Raw genomic sequence first — 20,431 nt, 5'->3', positions numbered from 1 at the left:
GGGGCGCAAATAAACATTGGCCGCCCTGGACCCAACGGAAAGGACTAACTGATCATCGGTTTAAATCTATGTCCTGCAAACTGGCTGGTGGGCGGCTCTCAACCCCAAGGCTTCAACCGTTTTCAGTAGTTTGTGCTCATCTACCCATCTACCTCACCTACCCATCCACCCACCCATCCACCCATCCACCCATCCACTCGTCATCAGGACACTTCCTGCACCAACCACGGCAAAACAGGCCTCACCTCATCGCCAGCAGGATAGTGGTCCAAATCGGCTTCCATCAGGTGGTGGGGGCGATCGCAGAGCATCATTTCCTCTAGCGAGTTCCAGTGCAGGCGCTGGAAGAAGCGCACGTTTTGCTGCTGTACGGTGGCGAGGAAGCGATCGCAGCCCCAGGTGTTGGCCGTGGTTACCGCTTTCTGAATCAGCCCTTTGCCGATGCGGCCCACGCGGCGGTAGTTGGGGTGAACGCCGAGGCGACCGCCGTACCAGAGCCGGGGCGACTTTTCGTAGATGCGCACGACGCCAACGATGCGATCTTGGGATTGAGCGTCGTGGTCGATGGCGACGATGGGGTAGGCAACGCCGTCTATGTTGTCGGCATCGTCGTGGTCAAAGAGGCCCTGTTCTTCGCAAAAAATGGCCTGCCGAAGCGAAAAATAGCCCTTGAGGTCGTCGGGAGTTTTGGCCAGTTCAAAGCTGTAGCGGTGGAGAGCCATGATCGTGGTTGGTTAAGCGAAGGTTTGCATCTCACAAGTGCAGCTAATCCCCGACCGGGCAGGGGTGGATTAGCTCTCAAAGGTCGATAGCGCCGAGCAGGCTCCGCACTTGGCGCAGCCCGCTTTCATATCTGCTGAAGCCAGACCCGACCGCTTGAGTAGGGCACCGACCCGCTGGTAGAGAGTGAACATAAACTCGCTGCTGGGGGCAGGGTGGTGGGCCAGGGGCGTTTCACCAATGGGCACGAAGGGGACGACAAAGGGGTAGACGCCCAGGTTAATCAGGCGATCGCTGGCTTCCAGCAGGGTTTCTAAGCTGTCGCCCAGGCCCGCCAGCAGGTAGGTGCTCACCTGACCCCAGCCAAATACTTTGACTGCGGCCTCAAAGGCCTGGTAGTAAACCGTGAGGGGAACCTCGGCTTTACCGGGCATAATTTTGGCCCGCACGTCGGGGTCTACGGCCTCCAGGTGCAGGCCCAGGCTATCGATACCCGCCGCTTTCATGCGGCTAAACCAGGCGAAGTCGTCGGGGGGTTCGCACTGGGCCTGAATGGGCAGATTCACCCGCTGGCGAATGGCGGCGGCGCATTCGGTCAGGTAGGCGGCCCCGCGATCGCTGGTGTTGGGTGTGCCCGTCGTCATAATCATGTGGGTGACGCCATCGAGTCGAACGGCGGCTTCGGCGACCTCGGCGAGCTGCTGGGGAGTTTTGCGGGCAATGGTGCGGCCAGCCTCAAGAGATTTCTCAATGGCGCAGAACTGGCAAGCAGTAGCCGGGTCGCGGTAGCGCATGCAGGTCTGCTGTACCGTGGTCGCCAGCACGTCGCGCCCGTGCAGCAGGGCAATTTTCCAGTAGGGGGTGCCGTCAGCAGTGGTGAGGCCGTAGAACTTGGGCGCGTTGGGCACGTCGATGGGGGTAACGGCCTCCCCTGAGGCTTCTAGGTGCAGCGGGCTAGCCGCCGTCGCCCGGATGGCGTAAGGGGAGCGGGTCGCGCGGTCGGTGTAGACCGGTACCATCACGGTTGTGCCGTCGATGGTAATGGCCCGGTGGTCAGAGGGGCCTGCCCCGCCCCGTCGCCCCGCCGCCCCTGGCGTAGACTCTTCTACCCGCAGCCCGTAGGACTGTAGCTCTGTAATCAGCCGTTGCTTATTCATGGCCTGCCATTCAATACCCGATAACAACCTGCGTCAAATCGTGTCGCCCCAGGGCGACTTCCACGTCGTATCCAGTTGTGAGCATGTCTACCGACCTACACCGCAGGCAGCCCCAGGCCCGTAGGAGGGAGCCTGGAATCGTCAGCCTGATCTCCTAGCGCCCTATGACCTGAGGACTGCTCTTCTGCAGCGCGCTCTGTTGGCTGCACCGACTGGGGGACAGGCTCAACCACCGACCAGGGCTCGGCATTTACCCGCAGGCGCAGCAGGTCGGGGCGAGCGTAGTGGCCCACCGAGTCCATCATGCGCTTGCGCTTGGTGATGAGAGAAAAGTCGAGATCGGCGATCGCCAGCCCCTCCCCCTCGGTAATGGGCTCGGTCAGGGGCACCCCCTCGGGGCTGATAATGGCGGTGTAGCACCCCCCCGACAGCACCCGATGCATAGTCTCGTCGCGACTAATCTGCTGCTTTTGCTCCGGCGTTAGCCAGCCCGTGGCGTTTACCACAAAGCAGCCCGACTCCAGAGCGTGGTGGCGCATGGTGACTTCCATCTGGTCACCAAAAATCTGCCCCACCATCGACCCCGGAAACTGCCCGCAGTGAATCTGCTCATTCTGGGTCATCAGCGCGTAGCGGGCCAGGGGGTTGTAGTGCTCCCAGCAGGCCAGTGCGCCCACCCGCCCCGCCGCCGTCTCGACAACCCGCAGCCCGGCCCCATCGCCCTGGCCCCACACCATGCGCTCGTGGTAGGTGGGGGTAATTTTGCGCCGCTTCAGCACCAGGCTGCCGTCGGCATCAAAGATGAGCTGGGTGTTGTACAGCGAGCCGGCCTCGCGCTCGTTCACCCCCAGCACCACCACCATGCCGTAGGACCGGGCTGCCCGACTCACCGCATCGGTGACTGGCCCTGGCACCACCACCGCTTCCTCGTACAGCCGCATGTGCTCTTTGCCCATCAGAACGGGGGGCTGCACAAACGAAAAGTACGGGTAGTAGGGAATAAAGGTTTCTGGAAAAACGATTAACTTAACTCCAGACTGGGCGGCTTGGGCAATGGTCTCCAGCACCTTTTCAGTAGTGCCATCGCAGCTAAACAGCACGGGGCTAATCTGAGCAGCGGCGGCGCGAATGGTTTTGGTGTAGTCCATGGGCGTTGGTGGTGGCAGGAAGGAATAGTGGGCAGTGCCCACCCTACGGACTTCCCCTCTCCCTGGGGAGAGGGGGTGAGGGTGAGGGCTCTACATCGTCCAGGTATCGAGAATAAAGGCCCCTTCTTTGCGGTGCATGAGCACCAGGTCGAGCACGTCGAGGGGGTTGATGGGGCGAATGCCGGGGATCAGCGACGGTTCGCCGTGACCGTAGAGGGCCTGGAGGGCGAAGCGACAGGCGTAAACTTTGCCGCCCAGCTCCATTACCTTAACGATCTGGTTGTTCATAGCCATATGGCCGGGGAAGGCTTCATCGCCCAGCTTTGGGAAACCCCGCTGTACACCCAGAGTAACCCCAGGCCCATAGAGCAGTACCGAAGTCTCAAAACCTTTGCGAATGAGGCGAGTAGCCTGAAGCAGGTTGACCAAGCCGATGGAGCCTTCAAAGGCTACGGTGTGGAAGGTAATCAGGGCTTTTTCACCAGGCTCAGCCTGCACATCAGGAAAAACTTTCTCTTCGTAATCAACCAGAAAATCCCCAGCCTGGTGGGCTGGCAAAGTTACTTCAGGCATGAATTTCAGTTCCTTGCAAAGTTGTTGGCAGCACTGAGTATCGGGCTGCATGTTTCAGCACCTTACGGGTGATCCCAAGGAGTTCCCGTATCAGCAACTACAAACTTGCGATGTCTGCCCTAATCAACAGGGGCAGGACAAGTCCTAAGGTCATTCAACTCTCTGGACAGAAAATACCCCTATCACTTTCGACAGGGGTACCACCCCCATTTGCCCTGAGTGAGTTCGTGAAGGTGTGATAAAGGCGCGATCGCAGTGCCCATCCCTCTCACTAACGCTAGATCAAGGCTTTCGGTAGCCGGAGTTACACGCATTCCCCAAACAACCGCCTAGGGTACGAAACAGAACCTCCAGCGCACCTCACTCAGGATTCAGCTATGACCACTCACTACGGCGTAATCGTCATCGGCGGCGGCCAGGCGGGGCTATCGATCAGCTTTTGTCTGCAGCGGCGAGGCATCGACCATATCGTGTTTGAGCAGCATCAGATTGCCCATTCCTGGCGCACCAAACGCTGGGATTCATTTTGTCTGGTGACGCCCAACTGGCAGTGTCAGCTGCCCGGCTTTCCCTACCCAGACAACGACCCAGAGGGCTTTATGGGCCGCGACGCCATTGTGGAATACATTGAGCGCTACGCTAGCCACTTCAACCCGCCGCTCAAAACTGGGGTACAGGTCAAACGAGTCAAGGGCCGCGAGGGCCGCGGCTTTGAAGTGATGACCAATCAGGGTACTTTTACCGCTGACCAGGTGGTGGTCGCCACTGGCGGCTACCACACGCCCAAAATTCCCCGTCTGGCGGAGCGGCTAGACCCTAACATTGTGCAGCTGCACTCGGCTGAGTACCGCAACCCTGAGTCGCTGCCCGAGGGTGCTGTTTTGGTGGTGGGTACGGGGCAGTCGGGCTGCCAGATTGCCGAAGACCTGCACCTGGCCGGGCGCAAGGTACACCTGTGCGTGGGGGGGGCACCGCGATCGCCCCGCCGCTACCGGGGCAAAGACGTAGTGGAATGGCTCGACCAGATGGGCTACTACGACCTGGCGATCGATGACCACCCGCAAAAAGAGACCGTGCGCCACAAAACCAATCACTACGTTACCGGGCGCGGCGGCGGGCGAGAGATCGACCTGCGCCACTTTGCCCTCCAGGGCATGGCGCTGCACGGTCGGCTCAAAGCTATTCAGGGCACCCAGCTCACCTTCAGCGATGACCTGAAGCAAAACCTCGACCAGGCCGATGCCGTCGCCGAAAGCATCAAGCGCACCATCGACGCCTACATCGATAAGCACAACATTGATGTGCCTATGGATTCGCCCTATCGGCCCGTCTGGGAGCCTGAGACGGTGGAAGCCAGCCTTGACTACCGGGCCGCCAACATTACCTCGGTGATCTGGTGCATCGGCTACGGTCTCGACTTTAGCTGGATTGAATTGCCCGTGTTCGACGGCCAGGGCTACCCCGGCCACCGCCGCGGCGTGACCACCGTGCCGGGGCTTTACTTCCTGGGGCTGCCGTGGCTCTACACCTGGGGTTCGGCCCGCTTCTCCGGCATTGCCCGCGACGCCGAGTACCTGGCGGAGCAGGTAGCGGCTAGAGCTGGGAGTAGCTATCCTCGTGTCTCTCAAAGCGTCAACGAGGTGGCGATCGGGTCTTAGGACCCCAAAAATTACGCTTTTGCCTAAGGTGCCCCTTGTTTCAGCATTGATCTGACGCTCCTTTCCAATGCGGACAGATGCTACTCTATAACCGCCGAAATAGTTGAGGAGTCTATGTCACCCAAATAGTTGTGAACCAAGATATTGCGAAATCCCCTGATTTCGCGCCAAGGAATCTCTGGATAAGAGGCCTTGAGTTCTTCGGGTAGCTGTTGAGTAGCCTCCGAAAGGGTTTGCAGGTTACGGAGCGCAGCGTCGTAAAGGATGACATCTTCGGTTAGATCACCCCGGGCTTGAATCTGGCGAATTTTGGCGATCGCATCCAGGATATGTAGAGCATAGGGTCGCCAGGACTTACTCATAGGTCTATGGCTTCAGCTAAGACAGCCGCACGTATATGGCGATTGAGTTCGTGTTCAGGCACCAGATCTACGGGACAACCCAGGAGCTGAGAGAGGCGATCGCCCAGGGGCAATCGCTGGGCGAATAAATCGTAACCAGGCGGAAAATCAACCAAAAAATCTATGTCGCTGTTGGGCTGATCTTCACCCCGAGCGACGGATCCAAAGACCCGAATACGCCGTGCCCCATACTGACGGCTCAAGGCCAGTATGTCGTCTCGGCGGGTCCGTAGGGTATCGATCAACACAAAGGGAAGGAGGCTAAGAGCGGATAAGATTGGCTTGAATCGGTTAAATGTCCTTAAGCCTCATTTTAATCACGATTGCCCTAGCTCTTGAGATCGCAGATAAGCCGATCGCACCGCCGCCATCAGGGCCGATCGCATTCCTCCCGCCTCCAGTGCCGCGATCCCCGCAATGGTGGTGCCGCCGGGGCTGGTGACACGGTCTTTGAGTACGGCCGGATGCAGATCGCCCTGGTGCAGCAGTTCGCCCGTGCCGCGTACGGTGGCGATCGCCAGCTCCAGCGCTACGGCCCTGGGCAGCCCCACCGCCACACCGCCGTCGGCCAATGCCTCGACCACCAGCGCCAGATAGCCTGGCCCCGAGCCCGAGAGCGCCGTCACGGCATCCATCTGAGACTCGGGCACCTCAACGACGGTACCGACGCTGGCAAAAATGGTGCGGGCCTGCGATCGCTGCTCTTCGCTGACCGAGGCCCCCGCCGCCAGCGCCGTTACCCCAGCCCCCACGGTGGCAGGCGTGTTTGGCATCGCCCGCACCACGGCCCAACTGGGGAAAGCCGCCTGTAACCGCGCCAGCGTTGTGCCCGCCAAAATCGACAGCAGCAGCGGCGGTGTTTCATGGTTAGGGAATTTGAGGGTTCCGGCTACCGCTGCGAGCACCTGAGGCTTAATCGCCAGCAGAACGGTCTCAGCCGCATCGATTACCGCCTGGTTGTTGTCGGTGGTCTGCACGCCGTAGGTCTGGTGCAGCACCTCCCTTCGGGCCGCCTGGGGGTCGCTGACGAGTACCGCTCCAGGGGCAAAAATGCCCTGATCAAGAAGGCGGGCGATGAGCGCTTCTCCCATCATCCCGCCGCCGATAACCCCAAATGTTGCCTCAGGCATACGCTCTCCTACGACCTCCTTAATCATGCCGTCAAGGATGACCATACCCTAAGGTAGCCCCCAGAGCCAGTCTGGGGGCGATGATAGTCAGAGTTGTGAGTGGTCTTAGACCGCGCTAGGCCATGCGAGCCATCGGCTCTGCACCCCAGGTGGGCGCAGGGGGCATTTGACCGGGCATGGGCATACCCTGGGGCTGACCCATGAAGATTTCTTCTTCGTACTCGGTGGGGGTGCTGACCTGTACGCAGTTGGGGGTAAAGAGGAAGATGCTCTCGCCAATGCGCTCCTGGTGGCCGTCAATGGCGTAGGTGCCACCCGCGACAAAGTCAACGGCGCGCTGAGCCTGGTCAGGATCCATAATGGTCAGGTTTAGCACCACTGACTTGCGCTCCCGCAGGGCCTGAATGGCCTGAGGCATTTCCTCAAAGGAGCGAGGCTCCATTACAACCACTTCGGAGGTGCCGTTCATGGCACCGGGCATACCAATTACGTTACTGGCCATTGGGGTCATTCCTGCATCAGTGGGCATCATACGTTCGCGACGGGGGCGGCTCCGCCGAACTTCCTCGGGCTGGGGCTGCACAATCGGCTGGGTGTTCTCTTCCTGGTAGAGGTTTTGGTACTCCTCACCATCCATTTCTTCGTACTCGTAGTCGTAGTCTGCTGGGTCGTTTAGGCCAACGAAGTCCCGCAGTTTAGAAAACATGTTGCTCACAACTTACACTCCACGATGACTATCACTTAGGTAGGCAACCCCGTGGCCATTGACCGATGGGGAGGCGTTATGCTCCGGTTATCCGAGGGCCATGATAGCGCCAAATTTCCATTTGCAACGGCTGTTGTGAAAATTGTTGGGGCTAACTTGGGGTTAGGGGCTAATTTGACCCCCGAAGCAGGTCTTTGACCTCTCAAACCTGGCCACCTAAACCTGACCTAAAAAACCCAGTGGTCACCAACACCGAAGTGAAACGCTTCTCGCTGAGCTAAAGCAGGTTTAGGAGTCTGCATTAATATCCTGAACACAGAATATTGAGACCACAGTATACACGAAATCAAAAAAAGGAATAGCTAGTTCACAATTAGTTAAAAGTTTATCGAATTGTTGGTTTAGCTGCGCGCCTAAACGTAACTTCTGACTTAGACAATACCCAGGGTCAACGGCCACTGGCGATCGCCCCAGGGCCATACCCAGCGCGCCTATCCACCCCTGGTTTAAGTTAGAAATCAAATCTCAAGATTGCCAGATCCTGTGCGGTTGCAAGTCAGCCAGATGGCGGGCGAGGGCCAAACAGCACCGTCCCCAGCCGCACCATCGTGGCTCCACAGGCGATCGCCGTTTGGTAATCCCCTGACATGCCCATGGAGAGCTGATCGATGTGCAGGTGGGCAAAGGCTTTTTGGTTAATGGCACTCGCCAGGTCTTTGGCCCCAGCAAACACATCGCGCACCTCGTCTGGGCTCGCGTCTTGGGGGGGAATAGTCATAAGTCCGCGCAGCCGAAGATGGACAAGCTGGTCGAACTGGGGCAGCAGTTCGGTTAGCTCAGCGGCCTCCATGCCGTGTTTGGGCGGGTCGGGCACCAGCTTGACCTGCAGGCAGCACTGGGGGAGTTTATCCAGCTCCTGGGCCGCCTGGTCGAGCCGCTGGGCTAGCTTTAGGCTATCGACCGAGTGAATCCAGTCGAAGTGCTCGACGGCTTTGCGGGCTTTATTGGTTTGCAGGTGACCAATCAGGTGCCAGGTAATGTCGGGCAGGTCGGTGAGCTGGGCTTGCTTGGCGATCGCCTCCTGCACCCGACTTTCGCCAAAATGCCGTATGCCTCGCTCGTAGGCGGCACGAATGGTTTCTACCGGCAAGAACTTGGTTACCGCAATCAGCGTAACGGCGGCAGGAATGCTCTGGTAAATCTCGTCAAAGTGCTGGGGCAGGGCGCTCGAAGCAGCGGTCATTGAAAGGTCTGCTTGTAGGTGTGCTGTAGGCGATCGTAGTCGGCCTGCTGACCGGCCCGCCGCAGCGTGCGCAGGCGACTTTCCAGCATCAGGCGAGCGTTGCTGCGGCCTAGGGGCTGAAACACCAGCCCTTCAGTAGGGGAGTGAGTCACCACAAAAAACAGCCGCTGGGCATACAGAGTGGCATACAGTTCTTGACCGTCATCTACCATGCACACTCTGAAGAGCAGGCCAAAATTGGGGTGATTGAGATAGGTTTCTGTGCTCATTCAAGTATGGGAGAGGTGCTGTCAAAGGACAGGATGATAGTCACGTCTTGTTCACGCCACATGCATTCTAGAACCTGGTGTGCTGTATGCAAGCATTCCCCAGGCAGATCGGCGGTCAATTACAGGTAATGGCGGAGCTACTCCAAAAGTATTCCGTCTGAAAAATGTCCCTGTTGCCCTGGCCTGTCGTTTGAGTCGGGTATGGCAGCGCTAATGGACTAAGGACTGTGGCGAGAATTGAGAACACACCAAAACTCTAAACCAGTCTTTAGCTAGAACTCTCTAAGCCCAAGGCCAGCAGTTGTGCCCTGGCTTTTTGCAGAGATTCTTGCCACTCTCTCAGCGGATCGCTGTCAGCGACAATACCGGCTCCTACTTGCCCCCATACGGTAGATGCTGTCGATAGGCTATCAGTATGCCCAAACAGCAGGGTGCGAATCAAAATGTTGAGATCTAAATTCCCGCGTCGGTCTAAATAACCGCAGGAGCCGTAGAACAAACTGCGGCGCACCGGCTCCAGGTCTTCGATAATTTCCATACAGCGCACCTTGGGGCAGCCGGTGATGGTGCCGCCAGGAAAGACAGCGCGGATTAAATCGATGGCATTGCGCTGGCGCTGCCCCCCGGAGCGGGAATCGTGCTGCAGTTCTCCCACCACGTTGCTCACCAGATGCATGACGTGGCTGTAGTACTCCACAGTCAGCAGTTCATTCACCCGCACGGTGCCCCACTGGCACACCCGGCCCAGGTCATTGCGCTCCAGATCGACCAGCATGATGTGCTCAGCTCGCTCTTTGGGATGGCTGAGCAGGGTTTGGGCCAGCTCAGCATCCTCGGCGGGAGTGGAGCCTCGCGGGCGAGTACCGGCAATGGGGCGGGTTTGGGCAATGCCATCCTGCAGCTTGATCAGCCGCTCGGGCGAACAGCTGATCACGTCGCCCCAGGGGGTGCGCCAGTAGCAGGCAAAGGGCGACGGGTTAATGCGCTGGAGCTGGCGGTAAAGCTCCCAACTGTGGTGAGTAGTCTCGGTCGAGAACCGCAGCGACAGGTTGACCTGAAACACATCCCCGGCCTCGATGTGCCGCTTGGCCTGACGCACCGCCTGCTGGTACTCTACCGCCGCCATGCCCAGAGTGACAGCGCGGGGATCATGTGCGGCTGGGGCGATCGGGGGTTCCTCTGCGGGTGGCAGACTGAGCTGCTTTTCCAGGCGATCGAGCCCGTCTGGGGAGGGCGCGAAGAGCCACAGCTGCTGGGCCTGGTGATCAAGCACGGCAAAGGTGGCAGGCTCGTACCAGAGGGCCACCGGAAAGGGCAAGGAATCGTTATTGAAGGTGGGCAACCGCTCGATCTCCCAGGCCAGGTCGTAGCCCAGCCAGCCCAGCCAGCCGCCCGTGAAGGGGAGCGATCGCTGGGCGGCCTCGGCTTCGTCACCGAAGAGCTGTAGCTGCTCTCCTTTGGCCAACCGTTCGGCCAGCATGGGCAGAATGCTGCCCACGACTGGAGTCCACACCTGTGGAAGCGCTCTGACCTGGCGCGGTGGCCCGGCACAGATGGAATAGCGGCTGTGAACGGCATGGGGCTGAGCGGCGGCCGGAAGCGGAAAGGGGCTCTCTAGCAGGGCTACCAGGCTAGCAGGGGTAGGGGGCTGCCGCAGCAGGTTGCCATAGAGGCACTGAAAAATATCGCTGCCGGTGCGGTGCCCCAGGGGCTGCGATCGCACCCACCAGTGCCGCTTCTGGGTCAAATTTCGCCTCCCCACACCCACCTGGCCCACCAGAACACCGCCAGCAGCCCCAGGGAAAACCAGTCCCAGCTGCGCAGCACTAGCTGGTACCAGCGCACCCGGTGCTCGTTGGGGCTGGTAAAGCCGCGCACCTCCATCGCTGCCGCAATTTGCTCAGCCCGCAGCAGCAGATTTTCGAGCAGCCGCTCCGTCACCGCCAGCCACACCTGGGCCGAGCCGCGAAAGCCGAGCTTTTTCCAGTTAATAGCGCGAGTCTGCACCGATCGCACCAGGTTCTGCACTTCCTCCAGCACCAGGGGAATAAACCGCAGCGAGAGTGTCACCGTCAGCGCGATCTCGGTCACGGGCAGGCGCAGCCAGCGCAGCGGGGCCATCAGCGTCTCCAGGGCCAGGGTGATTTCCTCGGGCGCAGTGGTGAGCAGAAAGAGGTTGGTACCGTAGATCAGGGTGAACAGCAGCGTGCCAATGCGAATGCCCAGATCGAGCGATCGCCGCGTGACGGTAATCGGCCCCCAGTCAATCACCACGTAGCGATACGATGTCGGCTGCGGCAGCTCGGGCAGCACCTCAGGCGGGTTTTCTAAGGTCTCCATCGCCGCTGGCGTGGGCAACCGTGGCGTTTGCGACACCTGTAGCCCGTCCGGCATCACAAAGGTGAGCAGCATGACGATGCCGCTCAGCACCACCAGCCAGCCCATCTGCTGCCGCCACACCCGAAACGGAATCCGCACCGCCAGCGTTAGCACCACCAGCAGCACCACCAGCCCAAACCGCCAGTAGGCATTGGCCCAAATTGGTGTGACCAAAATGCTCATCAGCCAGGCCATCTTCACCCTGGGATCGAGCCGGTGCAGCCAGGTTACCGGCTGCTCCAGATACAGGCCTATAGGGAGAGAGCGAAGAAGATCCATCGAGTCAGGTCTAGGGAAGGGCCAGGGTAACTATGCTGTGATAGCAGGTGATGGATGCAAAACTCGATCCGGCTCAGGTTGTCCGTTAATACTTATCCCACTGCGGTTCACGCAAGCCACCTCATAATACGGGCAGAACAGTCAGGTGAACAACTCTAAAAAGCCTCCCGCCTTGAGTATTTGAGCATTGCGATAGGTACCCAAAACTAATAAGTCATCGTCTCCTGTAACAATATAATCAGCTCTGCCACTCGATGCGAGATTCAGGAATTTATCGTCTTTAGGATCTCGGCAAACCTTTGCATCATCCATTACCTTAATAAATTCCGACTCCTCCAAAAATGATTCCAGAAATTCTTCACGCTCTTCAAGGGTCAGATATCGGTCAAATTTTCGGCGATTGATAACCTCTACTAATTCCTCAAAGGTTTCCAAGGAAACCAATATGATCCCGTTGCCTAGAGTCAGATAAAACGCCCTGTCTGGAATCGAGTCCCTAAAAAGAAGAGCACTAACGACAACGCTGGTATCAAAAACGCAGCGCAAGTTACGACTCAGCCAGGATGGACTCAAGGATCTCTAGCGTTAAGCCTCTTTCCTGAGCTTTACGGCTGATTTCCGTCATTACCACTTCTAAAGGTCGAACGTTTCTGACCACATCTTTTAACTTTAAATTGAGGAGCACATCAATTTTTCTACGATCCGCCTCTGATGTAGCCTCATAGGCATCTGCTGTTGCCGCATCCACACAAATAGTAATTGTCCGCATTTCCATAGAGCTGCTCTCTTGCCGTGTAGTCTCACCAGAGGATTCTGCTTGTCTAGTTAGGCATGCAGGACTTGCCTCATCGTTAACCCATTGCTCTCTCTACCAGTCTATCTACACCTTGGTTGCTCGGTTGGGGTTGTTGCGCTCCAGGTCGCGCATCGCCTTGCCCCGCCAGAAAATCCGAATCGGTGTGCCCTCAAAGCCCAGGTTCTCGCGGAACTGGCGCTCCACGTAGCGGCGGTAGTTGTCTTTGAGCAGGTGAGGATCGTTCACAAATAAGGTGAACGAGGGCGGACGCACAGTGACCTGGGTGCCGTAGTAGATGCGGCCCTGACGGCCCTGACGGGTGGTGGGGGGCGTGTGCCACTTGACTGCGTCTTCCAGCACTTCGTTGACGACCGAGGTGCTGACCCGGCGGCGGTGCTGCTCCACCGCCGCGTCCACCAACTCCAGAATTTTGGGCACCCGCTGGCCCGTCTTGGCGCTGACGAAAATGCGCTTGGCCCAGTCGAGAAAGTTCAGCCGGGCGGCAATCTGGTGGTCAAAATCGTAGATGGTGTGACTGTCTTTTTCGACCGCATCCCACTTGTTGACGACGATGACGCAGGCGCGACCGTCTTCTTCGATGCGGCCTGCCAGCTTCTGGTCTTGCTCGGTGACGCCATCGAGGGCGTCGATCACCAGCAGCACCACGTCGGCCCGGCGAATGGCCTTAAAGGCGCGGTTGATGCCAAAAAATTCGGGGCCGTACTCGACGCTCTTTTTCTTGCGAATGCCAGCGGTATCGATCAGCCGGTAGATCTGGTCGCCATGCTGCACCTGCATATCGATCGCATCGCGGGTCGTGCCCGAAATGGGGCTGACAATGGCGCGGGTTTCGCCTACGAAAGCATTCAGCAGGCTCGACTTGCCCACGTTGGGCCGCCCCACAATAGCCACCTTAATCTCTTCGGTTTCGGCTTCCTCGACGGTTTCGGGCAGAAACTCCACCAGGGCGTCAAGCAGATCGCCCGTGCCGGTGCCGTGAATGCCAGAGACGGCGTAGGGTTCACCCAAACCCAGCTCCCAAAACTGAGCCGCCTGCACCAAACCGTGATCGAGGGATTCGCACTTGTTGACCGCTAGCAGCACCGGCACCGACTGCTGCCTGAGCCAGGTGGCGATCTCCCGGTCAGACTCGGTAGGGCCAACCTGGCCATCCACCACAAATACTGCGGCGCTGGCCTCGCTCAGGGCAAGCTGAGCCTGCTCGCGAATGTAGGGCAAAAACTCGGTGTCGTCGTCGAACACCAGGCCGCCGGTATCGACCACCAGGTAGTCGCGATCGCGCCAAAAGGCAGGCTGGTAGGTGCGATCGCGCGTCACCCCCGGCTGGTCGTAGACGATGGCATCCTGCGCCCCGGCCAAACGGTTCACCAGGGTAGATTTGCCCACATTTGGGCGTCCGATAACCGCAACAACAGGCAGTGGCATGGCTAAATTCTTTTGCGAAAGGGTAGAGGTCAGGGTTCACAAGTACTCGCGACCCTAGGAACTTAAACCCTTTGAACTCGACAAATACTCAATTCTCCCATTGTAGCGATCGGAGAACGGTCTGGGAAACCGGGATGAGGAAACGCCAACCTAAGGGGATATGTGGGAATGCGATTCGCTACCAAACGGGCTGATGGAGCTGGCGCGATATGATAAAAGCACGTCTAACAGGCTCGGTGCTATGATCCCCGCTGCATTGGTCACAAAGCCTATCAGCCAGCTACAGCTAGCCCCCGGCAGTCGGCTGACGATTCCAAATGTAAGTTGGAATGAATTTGAGGCCATTCTCGACGAGCTGGGCAACCATCGGGCGGTGCGGGCCACGTACTTTGAGCACACCCTAGAACTCATGGTTCCACTGCCTGAGCACGAAAAGCCTAAAGAAATTATTGGCGACATTGTTAAAACCCTGCTAAAAGCCTCTGGTCGTCGCTACGAACCTTTTGGCTCGACAACGTTTCGCGAGATTGGGGTGGCTGGGGTAGAACCCGATGCCTGCTTTTACATTGCTAACTATCAGCGCATGATTGGCCGCCGTCGTCTAGAGCCGGGCGATCCGCCGCCAGATTTAGCAATTGAAACTGATGTAACGTCAAAGACAACGCTGGATGCCTACCTGGCTATTGGGGTGCCTGAGTTGTGGATTTTTGCCAACGGCAAGTTGACCATTTACGTATTGCAGCAAAACCACTACATTGCCGTTGAAGAGAGCCCCACGTTTCCCGATCTGCCGCTAGCAGAATGGATTGCGACTACAGTGAAGCGATCGTGGCAGGTAGGTACATCTCAAGCGCTAGAGGAGTTAGAAGCGCAGATTTAGGTGATGACGCGGCGGTGGCGGCGGTAGAGGACAAAAGCTGAGAGTGCGATCGCCCCCGCCGACAAAATATGCACCGCATTGAACGGCGTACCGGGAAAAAACCACGAATCCGTGCGCAGAAACTCAATGAAAAACCGCCCCAGCGGATACCAGATCAAGTAGCCCAGGGCTATATCCCCCGGCTTAAGCTGCCGCTCAAACTTGCGTGAAATCCAAAACAGCACCGCAAAGCCCAAAAAATTCCACAGCGACTCGTAGAGAAACAGCGGGTGAAACCGGATGGAATCGGGATATTGGGTCAGGTCGTTGTAGGGCGAGATGCGGTGCTGGGCATCAATGCGCAGGCCCCAGGGCAGGGCTGTGGGTGGGCCGTAGAGTTCTTGATTGATGAAGTTGCCCCAGCGGCCAATGGCTTGGGCCAGGGGTAGCCCCAGGGCAATGCCGTCGAGGTAGGGCAATGGGTTGAGCTTGCGAAGGCGGGCGAAGATGAAGAGCGCGATCGCCCCAAAGATAAACCCGCCAAAAATGTGAATGCCGCCGCCCCAGATCTGCAAAATCTGGCCCGGATTTGCCAGATAATAGCCCAGCCCCTCTGGCCCGCGCGGCGACTGAATAAACACGTAGTACAGCCGCGCCCCAATAAAGCCGGGAATCAAAATCCAGAACAGCATGTCCCAAAGATTGTCGGGGTCTTCGCCCTGGCGGGCCACGTAGCGACCGGCCACCGTCGCTGCTGTGAGAATCGCCGCCAGCATCAAAAGCCCGTACCAGCGCAGGGCGAAGGGGCCGAGTTCGAAGATGATGGGGGAGACGGGAGGGTACATGGGGTGGATGGGTCGGCAGGTGGATGGGTCGGCGGGTGGGTGAGAGAAAATGTGGTTATTTCACGAGTGATGTGAAGGGATTGACGATAGTTAGGACATCGTGGACAACTAGGCCGTGCCGCATGTCTTCTGTATAGAGAATTGGGCACTGGGACTGAAGCGCTGTACTGACGATCATGGAATCCCAAAATGACAGGTTGTAGCGCTGCCTCACGGCGGATGCTGCCAGAAGAATTGCTTCATCCATCGGGCAGACAACGTACTTCTGATAAAACGAGCTGATAAGGGTCTGAATGGTGGGTTCAGTAAACTTAAATTTGCGCATTAGATTGACGCAGACTTCGTTGATGACCTGTACCGAAAGGTAGGGCTCGATTTCATTTATCAAAGTCCTGGCCGCCTCATGTCGAGGATCGGGCGGCACATCCTCAGATTGAGTAGCTGCGTAGATCCAGATGTTGGAATCGACAAAGCAGTGATTAGCGCCGGTCATAGATCTCGTCTCGGCTCAGGGGCTTAAAGCTGTGAACCGAGATTGGATGAGTTAAAAGGTAGCCAATGCTGCCCTCCTGGTTATCAATATCGCTAGCCGTTGGGTTGCTTGCCGCTGAGGATGCTACGGCTGGGTTGATAGCCTCCGCAGGATTGTCTAGCTGCCGATCGACGAGCCGAAGCAGTTGAGCGGCGAGTTGGAGCTGTTCTTTGAGAGATAAATGACTGGCCTGGCTAAGCAACTCTTGAACAGTCATACATAGTCTCCCTTTTGGAAAAGGATGGCCGGGCAATGTATGTGGAACTTATCTTCCTCAACCCTGCCTAACCCATCATAGGATTAATCCTCTAGGTAGCCTAGTTCTTCGAGGCGACGGCGGACTTCGGGGTCGTCGTAGTCGGTGGCGCGGGTAATGGCGGCCTGGGCGAGGTGTTGGTCAGACCGATCGGCGAAGGCTTGCAGGCAGTCTTGCAGCGCTTCTACATTTTCGGGCAGGATGGCGCTGAGGTCGAGGGCTTCGGTAGGGTCTTCGAGCACGTCGTAGAGTTCGGCGACGGAGCCTTCGGTTTCGATCAGCTTGTGCTGGCCCATCCAGACGGCGCGACGGACGCGATCGCAACCCATTTCCTTCACCAGCTCGGGCTGGCGTTTTTGCATCAGGTTGACCACGTTCTGCGGCGGAATCGCTTCGGCGAAGACGTAGTCGCGTTCCTTGAGTTCGCCCTGGCTCTGAACCAGATCGAGGGCTAATTCCTTTTCGTTGGCGAGGCCTGCTGCGGCCAGCACCGTGTGAAACAGGCGGCGGGTAGAGACAACGGCATCCACCACCGAACCCTGCTCCAGCCGATTTTGCGGGTCGCGGATGATCAGCGGCACCCGCACTAGCTCGTTGTAGATTGAGAGGCTGTGGCCCATGTACTGCTTTTCGCCCAGGTGCTCGCCGTGGTCGGCGCAGATGATTACCAGGGTGTTGTCGAGCTGGCCAGAGTTTTGCAGGCGATCGAAGAACTGACCCAGCAGCGCGTCTTGATAGGCCACCTCGGCGTCGTACATGCCGTCGAGGGTTTGCTTTTGGTGGTCGTCGAGCGCACCCGTTAATGGGGCCAACCAGCCGTAGACATCGCCGTTGAAGCGCTGCAAAAAGGTCTGGGCCTCGCGATCGGCCAGTACGTGGGGGGCAAACTGCTCGATGTAGCGGCGGGGCGGATGGTAGGGCATGTGGGTGCCCATCAAATTCACGAAGGTGAAGATGGGCTGGTCTGCCGCCGCGCCTGTGCGGTTGATTAACAGGTTGGCGGTGTCTTCGAGCGACTTTTGCGTGTTGCCCTTAAAGCTCAGCGCCGTTTGCCACAGGGGCACCATCAGCGGCGTAAAGCTGAGCGCCAAGAGCGCGTCCGATCGCGCAAACGCATCCTGAATACGGTTGAGGAATGTGGCCACTTTGCCCTTAAACCACTGACGATAGCGACTCACCAAGCCAGGATGGCTGCCCGCCTGGTTGGGTCTGGAGGTGAGCAGACCGCTGTAGTTAAGAAAGCTGGTGAATCCGCGCCGCAGCCCGTTGTTGATGACGCCGACTAAGGGGTTGTTGCAAAACCCGGCAGTGTAGTAGTCGCTGGCCTCAAGGCGTTCCGCTAATGTTTGCAAATCCTGGGGAAGTACCGAATACGACTGCACCATCGTGTGCTCGGAGGGGTAGAGCCCTGTGAACATGGAGGCGTGGGAGGGCACAGTCCACTGGGCGGCGGAGACGGCCTGGGTGAAGCGGGTAGCATCGGCTGCGATCGCATCCAAGTTGGGCGAGGTCGGCTTGTCGTAGCCGTAGCAGGAGAGGCGATCGGCCCGCTGGGTATCGAGCACCAGAAAGAGAATGTCGGGGCGATCGGCCATTGAAAATTCACCAACACATCAACAGGGCACAGGCTCCATCGTAAACAGAAGCGTTCTCAATTGTCTTAACCAGGGGTTAGAGATTGAGTACCGTTCGAGCTGTTGCTATTGTCGGCTATCTTGTGTGTTGAATTTAAGATGCTTTGCTATAAGCTTTTTTCTCCCCCGGTTTAGGGGGAGATTGGTGGTGCAAGCTATTCGTCTGTGGCTACTAGGCGGCGCGTCATCACGCTGATGTATTCGCCGCTGCGTCCGGTGGGGATGGGCTCAATCCATGCAACGCGATCGCAGTACCTGAGCAATTCCATCCGGTTGATCGCCTCGACCACAGAGGCGTAGTCACCCAGCAGAATGTGCGTCAGGCGATGGCCCTCTGGGCCGGTAAAACCAACGGGCCGATAGGTAGGCAGGGCAAACGAGGTGGGCAGGCCGCGCTGCCCCGAGGGTTGAAAAGTCATGCGGTTGTCTCCGTTTTCGGGTGAAGGAAAACGGGGAACGCTCTAGCGCTGTCCCAAACAAAGGCAAACGAAGACGCTAGCTCCTAGAATGCACCTAGGGCATCTCACTTACCTCGGATAAGCTGGGATGCTTTAGGGTGTAGGGGGAGTTGCAGCTTCCCTTACGCCCGTTTTAGATACATTCCCCGCACTGAATACAGTACAGCAAGTTATCCGGTGGGGCATCCGTACAGGCGTTAAGGAATGCGATCGGTGGATCTGGCCATCAGGCGGCTGACATCGCATTGCAGAGCGTGGATATCCTAATGCGATCGGTTGATATTGCAATGCGAGCCGTGGATATCGCAATGCCAGGGGTGGTCATCGCATTGCAGGCCAATGACATCGAAAATCCAGCCGATGATATGGCATTGCAGAAAAGCTCGATGTCGTAAGCGGTGCATTGCGGCCCAAAGGCAGAGTCTGTAAGGGCTTTGCATCGATTTGTGAGCCGCTAATGCACCCTACGCAGGTCATTGTGTTTGAGCATTCAGCCAGTGCAAAATTTTGGTTAAGAAGCGATCGCCCCCCGATCACCTACATGCCACGACCGATGCGAAGCGCGATGGGCTAACCAACAAGCCAACCCTTCCGTTGGGTCCAGGGCGGCGGCACGGCCCTGGTCGACGGGGTCTGGGGGCGATCGAAAAGCCCCCAGCAGCACATCTGGCTCCTCACCAACCAAACTCCGTCTTATAAAACCCTGCCACCCCAATATTCTCCGAGTACCACAGGCAAAATGCCTTCTCTTAATCTCGCCCCGGCATTGCAAGCCAGTAGGTAGTCAGGGCGATCGCGCGATGCGAGAAGGTTTGCCCTGGCTAAGGTGTTGTTATTAGGTGCTGGGGTGGGTGTTGGGCGGTGCCCACCCTACCGGGCTGGGGCATTGTTGAGCGTGCGATTGCCCCAGCCCAGTCAGCGATCGCCTAAGCGCCCAAAATCATGTCATCCACGGCGAAATCGACCTCGGTCTTGTCGTGGCCAGCGGCCAGGTAATCATTCTGGAACGAATCCTTTAGCCCGGTGACCAAATCGTAAGTCGGTGCCCAGCCCAGCTCGGCCTGGGCTTTGTCGATGGCGGTAAAGAAGTGCTGCACCCGCATCGGAAACGCCTTGGCTTTGCCAAAGTCAAAATCCTTCGGGTCGTAGTGCACAATCTTGAGGCTGTCGGGATCTTTCCCCGCCGCTGTGGCGCAGGCGCGAGCCAGGCCATCGAAGGTGACCGCCTTCTCGCCAGAGATGTTATAGATCTGGCCGATCGCTGTTTCGTTGCCCAGCACCGCTGCCATCGCCGCCGCCAGGTCTTGCACATGGCCCAGCTGTGTCAGGTGCATGCCGTTGCCAGGAATGGGGATGGGGCGATCGCGCACCACCCGGTCGAAGAACCACTGCTCTAGCGGGTTATAGTTCTGCGGGCCGTAGATGTAAACCGGGCGCACGGAGGTAAACGGTACCCCCTGGGCTTGCAGGTAGGCCTCGGTTTCGAACTTACCCTTGTGGCGGCTTTTAGGATCCACTGCATCGCCTTCGATGTGCGGCATCTGGTCAGACTTGAGGTACACCCCCGCCGAGCTGACATAGACAAAGTGCTGGAGCTTGCCGCCGAAAATTTCAATCAGCGGCTGGGTATCGCTCAGCTCGCGCCCGTTGTTGTCGAAGATGGCGTCAAAGGTTTCGCCCGCAAGCTGGGTTTTAAGGCTGTTGGGGTCGGTGCGATCGCCCACAATTGTCGGCACCCCCTCCACCGGGGCGGGGCGATTGCCCCGGTTAAACAGCACCACCTCGTGGCCCTGCTCAATCAATAGCTTGGTGAGATACACCCCAATAAACCGGGTGCCACCCATGACCAATACGCGCATTACCTCTCCCTCCTGTTAACCAGGGGTCCCCAAGACTGGCTGAGAGACCCGCTGAACTTAATGTATGTATATTAAGCTGCGCC

At 58.1% G+C, this 20,431-nt stretch carries 24 protein-coding genes; 3 read left to right on the top strand and 21 right to left on the bottom strand.

What is annotated here, in order from left to right; all coding sequences use genetic code 11:
- Positions 1-203 precede the first annotated feature (203 nt).
- The 4 genes from ACQ4N7_RS17265 to ACQ4N7_RS17250 form a co-directional block, all read right to left on the bottom strand.
- Complete coding sequence (locus ACQ4N7_RS17265; protein ID WP_430712734.1) at positions 204-722, bottom strand: MSMEG_0567/Sll0786 family nitrogen starvation N-acetyltransferase; 519 nt, start codon at positions 720-722, stop codon at positions 204-206.
- Positions 723-791: 69 nt separating this feature from the next.
- The gene (locus ACQ4N7_RS17260; protein WP_430712733.1) at positions 792-1,877 is read right to left on the bottom strand and encodes an MSMEG_0568 family radical SAM protein; all 1,086 of its coding nucleotides are present in this window, start codon (positions 1,875-1,877) and stop codon (positions 792-794) included.
- A gap of 95 nt (positions 1,878-1,972) precedes the next feature.
- Entirely contained in the window at positions 1,973-3,025 is a 1,053-nt protein-coding gene (locus tag ACQ4N7_RS17255; RefSeq protein ID WP_430712732.1) for a Nit6803 family nitrilase, read from the bottom strand.
- A gap of 90 nt (positions 3,026-3,115) precedes the next feature.
- A complete protein-coding gene (locus ACQ4N7_RS17250) occupies positions 3,116-3,598 on the bottom strand; it encodes an MSMEG_0572/Sll0783 family nitrogen starvation response protein (protein ID WP_430712731.1) in 483 nt (160 codons plus the stop codon).
- Between the two features lie 377 nt (positions 3,599-3,975).
- Here ACQ4N7_RS17250 and ACQ4N7_RS17245 point away from each other — a divergent pair, with 377 nt between their 5' ends.
- A complete protein-coding gene (locus ACQ4N7_RS17245; RefSeq protein ID WP_430712730.1) occupies positions 3,976-5,256 on the top strand; it encodes an MSMEG_0569 family flavin-dependent oxidoreductase in 1,281 nt (426 codons plus the stop codon).
- Between the two features lie 80 nt (positions 5,257-5,336).
- Here ACQ4N7_RS17245 and ACQ4N7_RS17240 read toward each other — a convergent pair whose 3' ends face one another.
- The 11 genes from ACQ4N7_RS17240 to der all read right to left on the bottom strand — a co-directional run bounded on the left by ACQ4N7_RS17240 (position 5,337) and on the right by der (position 13,905).
- On the bottom strand, positions 5,337-5,618 hold the full coding sequence (locus ACQ4N7_RS17240; RefSeq protein ID WP_430712729.1) for a HepT-like ribonuclease domain-containing protein: 282 nt from the start codon (positions 5,616-5,618) through the stop codon (positions 5,337-5,339).
- On the bottom strand, positions 5,615-5,905 hold the full coding sequence (locus ACQ4N7_RS17235) for a nucleotidyltransferase family protein (protein WP_430712728.1): 291 nt from the start codon (positions 5,903-5,905) through the stop codon (positions 5,615-5,617). The genes ACQ4N7_RS17240 and ACQ4N7_RS17235 overlap by 4 nt, the downstream gene beginning before the upstream one ends.
- A 69-nt stretch (positions 5,906-5,974) precedes the next feature.
- The gene (gene proC, locus ACQ4N7_RS17230) at positions 5,975-6,787 is read right to left on the bottom strand and encodes a pyrroline-5-carboxylate reductase (RefSeq protein ID WP_430712727.1); all 813 of its coding nucleotides are present in this window, start codon (positions 6,785-6,787) and stop codon (positions 5,975-5,977) included.
- Positions 6,788-6,902: 115 nt separating this feature from the next.
- Positions 6,903-7,502 carry a cell division protein SepF gene (locus ACQ4N7_RS17225; protein ID WP_106867322.1) on the bottom strand — a complete coding sequence of 200 codons (600 nt, stop codon included), beginning with the start codon at positions 7,500-7,502 and terminating at the stop codon, positions 6,903-6,905.
- Positions 7,503-8,049: 547 nt separating this feature from the next.
- Positions 8,050-8,736, bottom strand: coding sequence for a YggS family pyridoxal phosphate-dependent enzyme (locus tag ACQ4N7_RS17220; protein ID WP_430712726.1), 687 nt, complete (start codon positions 8,734-8,736; stop codon positions 8,050-8,052).
- Entirely contained in the window at positions 8,733-9,005 is a 273-nt protein-coding gene (gene pipX, locus ACQ4N7_RS17215; RefSeq protein ID WP_106867320.1) for a transcriptional coactivator PipX, read from the bottom strand. Before pipX ends, ACQ4N7_RS17220 begins: the two co-directional genes overlap by 4 nt.
- A gap of 268 nt (positions 9,006-9,273) precedes the next feature.
- Positions 9,274-10,782 (bottom strand): anthranilate synthase component I, encoded by a 1,509-nt coding sequence (locus ACQ4N7_RS17210; protein ID WP_430712725.1) that lies wholly within the window; start codon positions 10,780-10,782, stop codon positions 9,274-9,276.
- Entirely contained in the window at positions 10,749-11,663 is a 915-nt protein-coding gene (locus ACQ4N7_RS17205) for an energy-coupling factor transporter transmembrane component T family protein (protein ID WP_430712724.1), read from the bottom strand. The genes ACQ4N7_RS17210 and ACQ4N7_RS17205 overlap by 34 nt, the downstream gene beginning before the upstream one ends.
- Positions 11,664-11,804: 141 nt before the next feature.
- Entirely contained in the window at positions 11,805-12,209 is a 405-nt protein-coding gene (locus ACQ4N7_RS17200; protein WP_430712772.1) for a putative toxin-antitoxin system toxin component, PIN family, read from the bottom strand.
- Position 12,210: 1 nt separating this feature from the next.
- Positions 12,211-12,438 (bottom strand): hypothetical protein, encoded by a 228-nt coding sequence (locus tag ACQ4N7_RS17195; RefSeq protein WP_430712723.1) that lies wholly within the window; start codon positions 12,436-12,438, stop codon positions 12,211-12,213.
- A gap of 105 nt (positions 12,439-12,543) precedes the next feature.
- Positions 12,544-13,905, bottom strand: coding sequence for a ribosome biogenesis GTPase Der (gene der / locus ACQ4N7_RS17190; protein WP_430712722.1), 1,362 nt, complete (start codon positions 13,903-13,905; stop codon positions 12,544-12,546).
- A gap of 241 nt (positions 13,906-14,146) precedes the next feature.
- On the opposite strand from der, the gene ACQ4N7_RS17185 reads away from it, so the two are divergent.
- Complete coding sequence (locus tag ACQ4N7_RS17185; RefSeq protein WP_430712721.1) at positions 14,147-14,785, top strand: Uma2 family endonuclease; 639 nt, start codon at positions 14,147-14,149, stop codon at positions 14,783-14,785.
- On the opposite strand, the gene lgt is transcribed toward ACQ4N7_RS17185, so the two are convergent.
- The 5 genes from lgt to ACQ4N7_RS17160 form a co-directional block, all read right to left on the bottom strand.
- Entirely contained in the window at positions 14,782-15,609 is an 828-nt protein-coding gene (lgt, locus tag ACQ4N7_RS17180; protein ID WP_430712720.1) for a prolipoprotein diacylglyceryl transferase, read from the bottom strand. The two genes, ACQ4N7_RS17185 and lgt, sit on opposite strands and share 4 nt — an antisense overlap.
- 55 nt (positions 15,610-15,664) lie before the next feature.
- Entirely contained in the window at positions 15,665-16,102 is a 438-nt protein-coding gene (locus ACQ4N7_RS17175) for a PIN domain-containing protein (protein WP_430712719.1), read from the bottom strand.
- Entirely contained in the window at positions 16,089-16,358 is a 270-nt protein-coding gene (locus ACQ4N7_RS17170; protein WP_430712718.1) for a hypothetical protein, read from the bottom strand. Before ACQ4N7_RS17170 ends, ACQ4N7_RS17175 begins: the two co-directional genes overlap by 14 nt.
- An 83-nt stretch (positions 16,359-16,441) precedes the next feature.
- Complete coding sequence (locus ACQ4N7_RS17165) at positions 16,442-17,992, bottom strand: sulfatase (RefSeq protein ID WP_430712717.1); 1,551 nt, start codon at positions 17,990-17,992, stop codon at positions 16,442-16,444.
- Between the two features lie 194 nt (positions 17,993-18,186).
- Positions 18,187-18,450: a hypothetical protein gene (locus ACQ4N7_RS17160; RefSeq protein ID WP_430712716.1), complete on the bottom strand. Its 264-nt coding sequence runs from the start codon at positions 18,448-18,450 to the stop codon at positions 18,187-18,189.
- 305 nt (positions 18,451-18,755) lie between these two features.
- Between ACQ4N7_RS17160 and ACQ4N7_RS17155 the strand changes: the two genes are divergently transcribed.
- A complete protein-coding gene (locus tag ACQ4N7_RS17155; RefSeq protein ID WP_430712715.1) occupies positions 18,756-18,884 on the top strand; it encodes a hypothetical protein in 129 nt (42 codons plus the stop codon).
- A 531-nt stretch (positions 18,885-19,415) separates the two neighbouring features.
- On the opposite strand, the gene ACQ4N7_RS17150 is transcribed toward ACQ4N7_RS17155, so the two are convergent.
- Entirely contained in the window at positions 19,416-20,348 is a 933-nt protein-coding gene (locus ACQ4N7_RS17150; protein ID WP_430712714.1) for an NAD-dependent epimerase/dehydratase family protein, read from the bottom strand.
- Positions 20,349-20,431 lie beyond the last annotated feature (83 nt).

Source organism: Nodosilinea sp. AN01ver1 (genome assembly GCF_050565655.1).
GTDB lineage: Bacteria > Cyanobacteriota > Cyanobacteriia > Phormidesmidales > Phormidesmidaceae > Nodosilinea.
The sequence above is the reverse complement of the archived record's forward strand: the minus strand, read 5'-3'. Positions and strand labels throughout refer to the sequence as shown.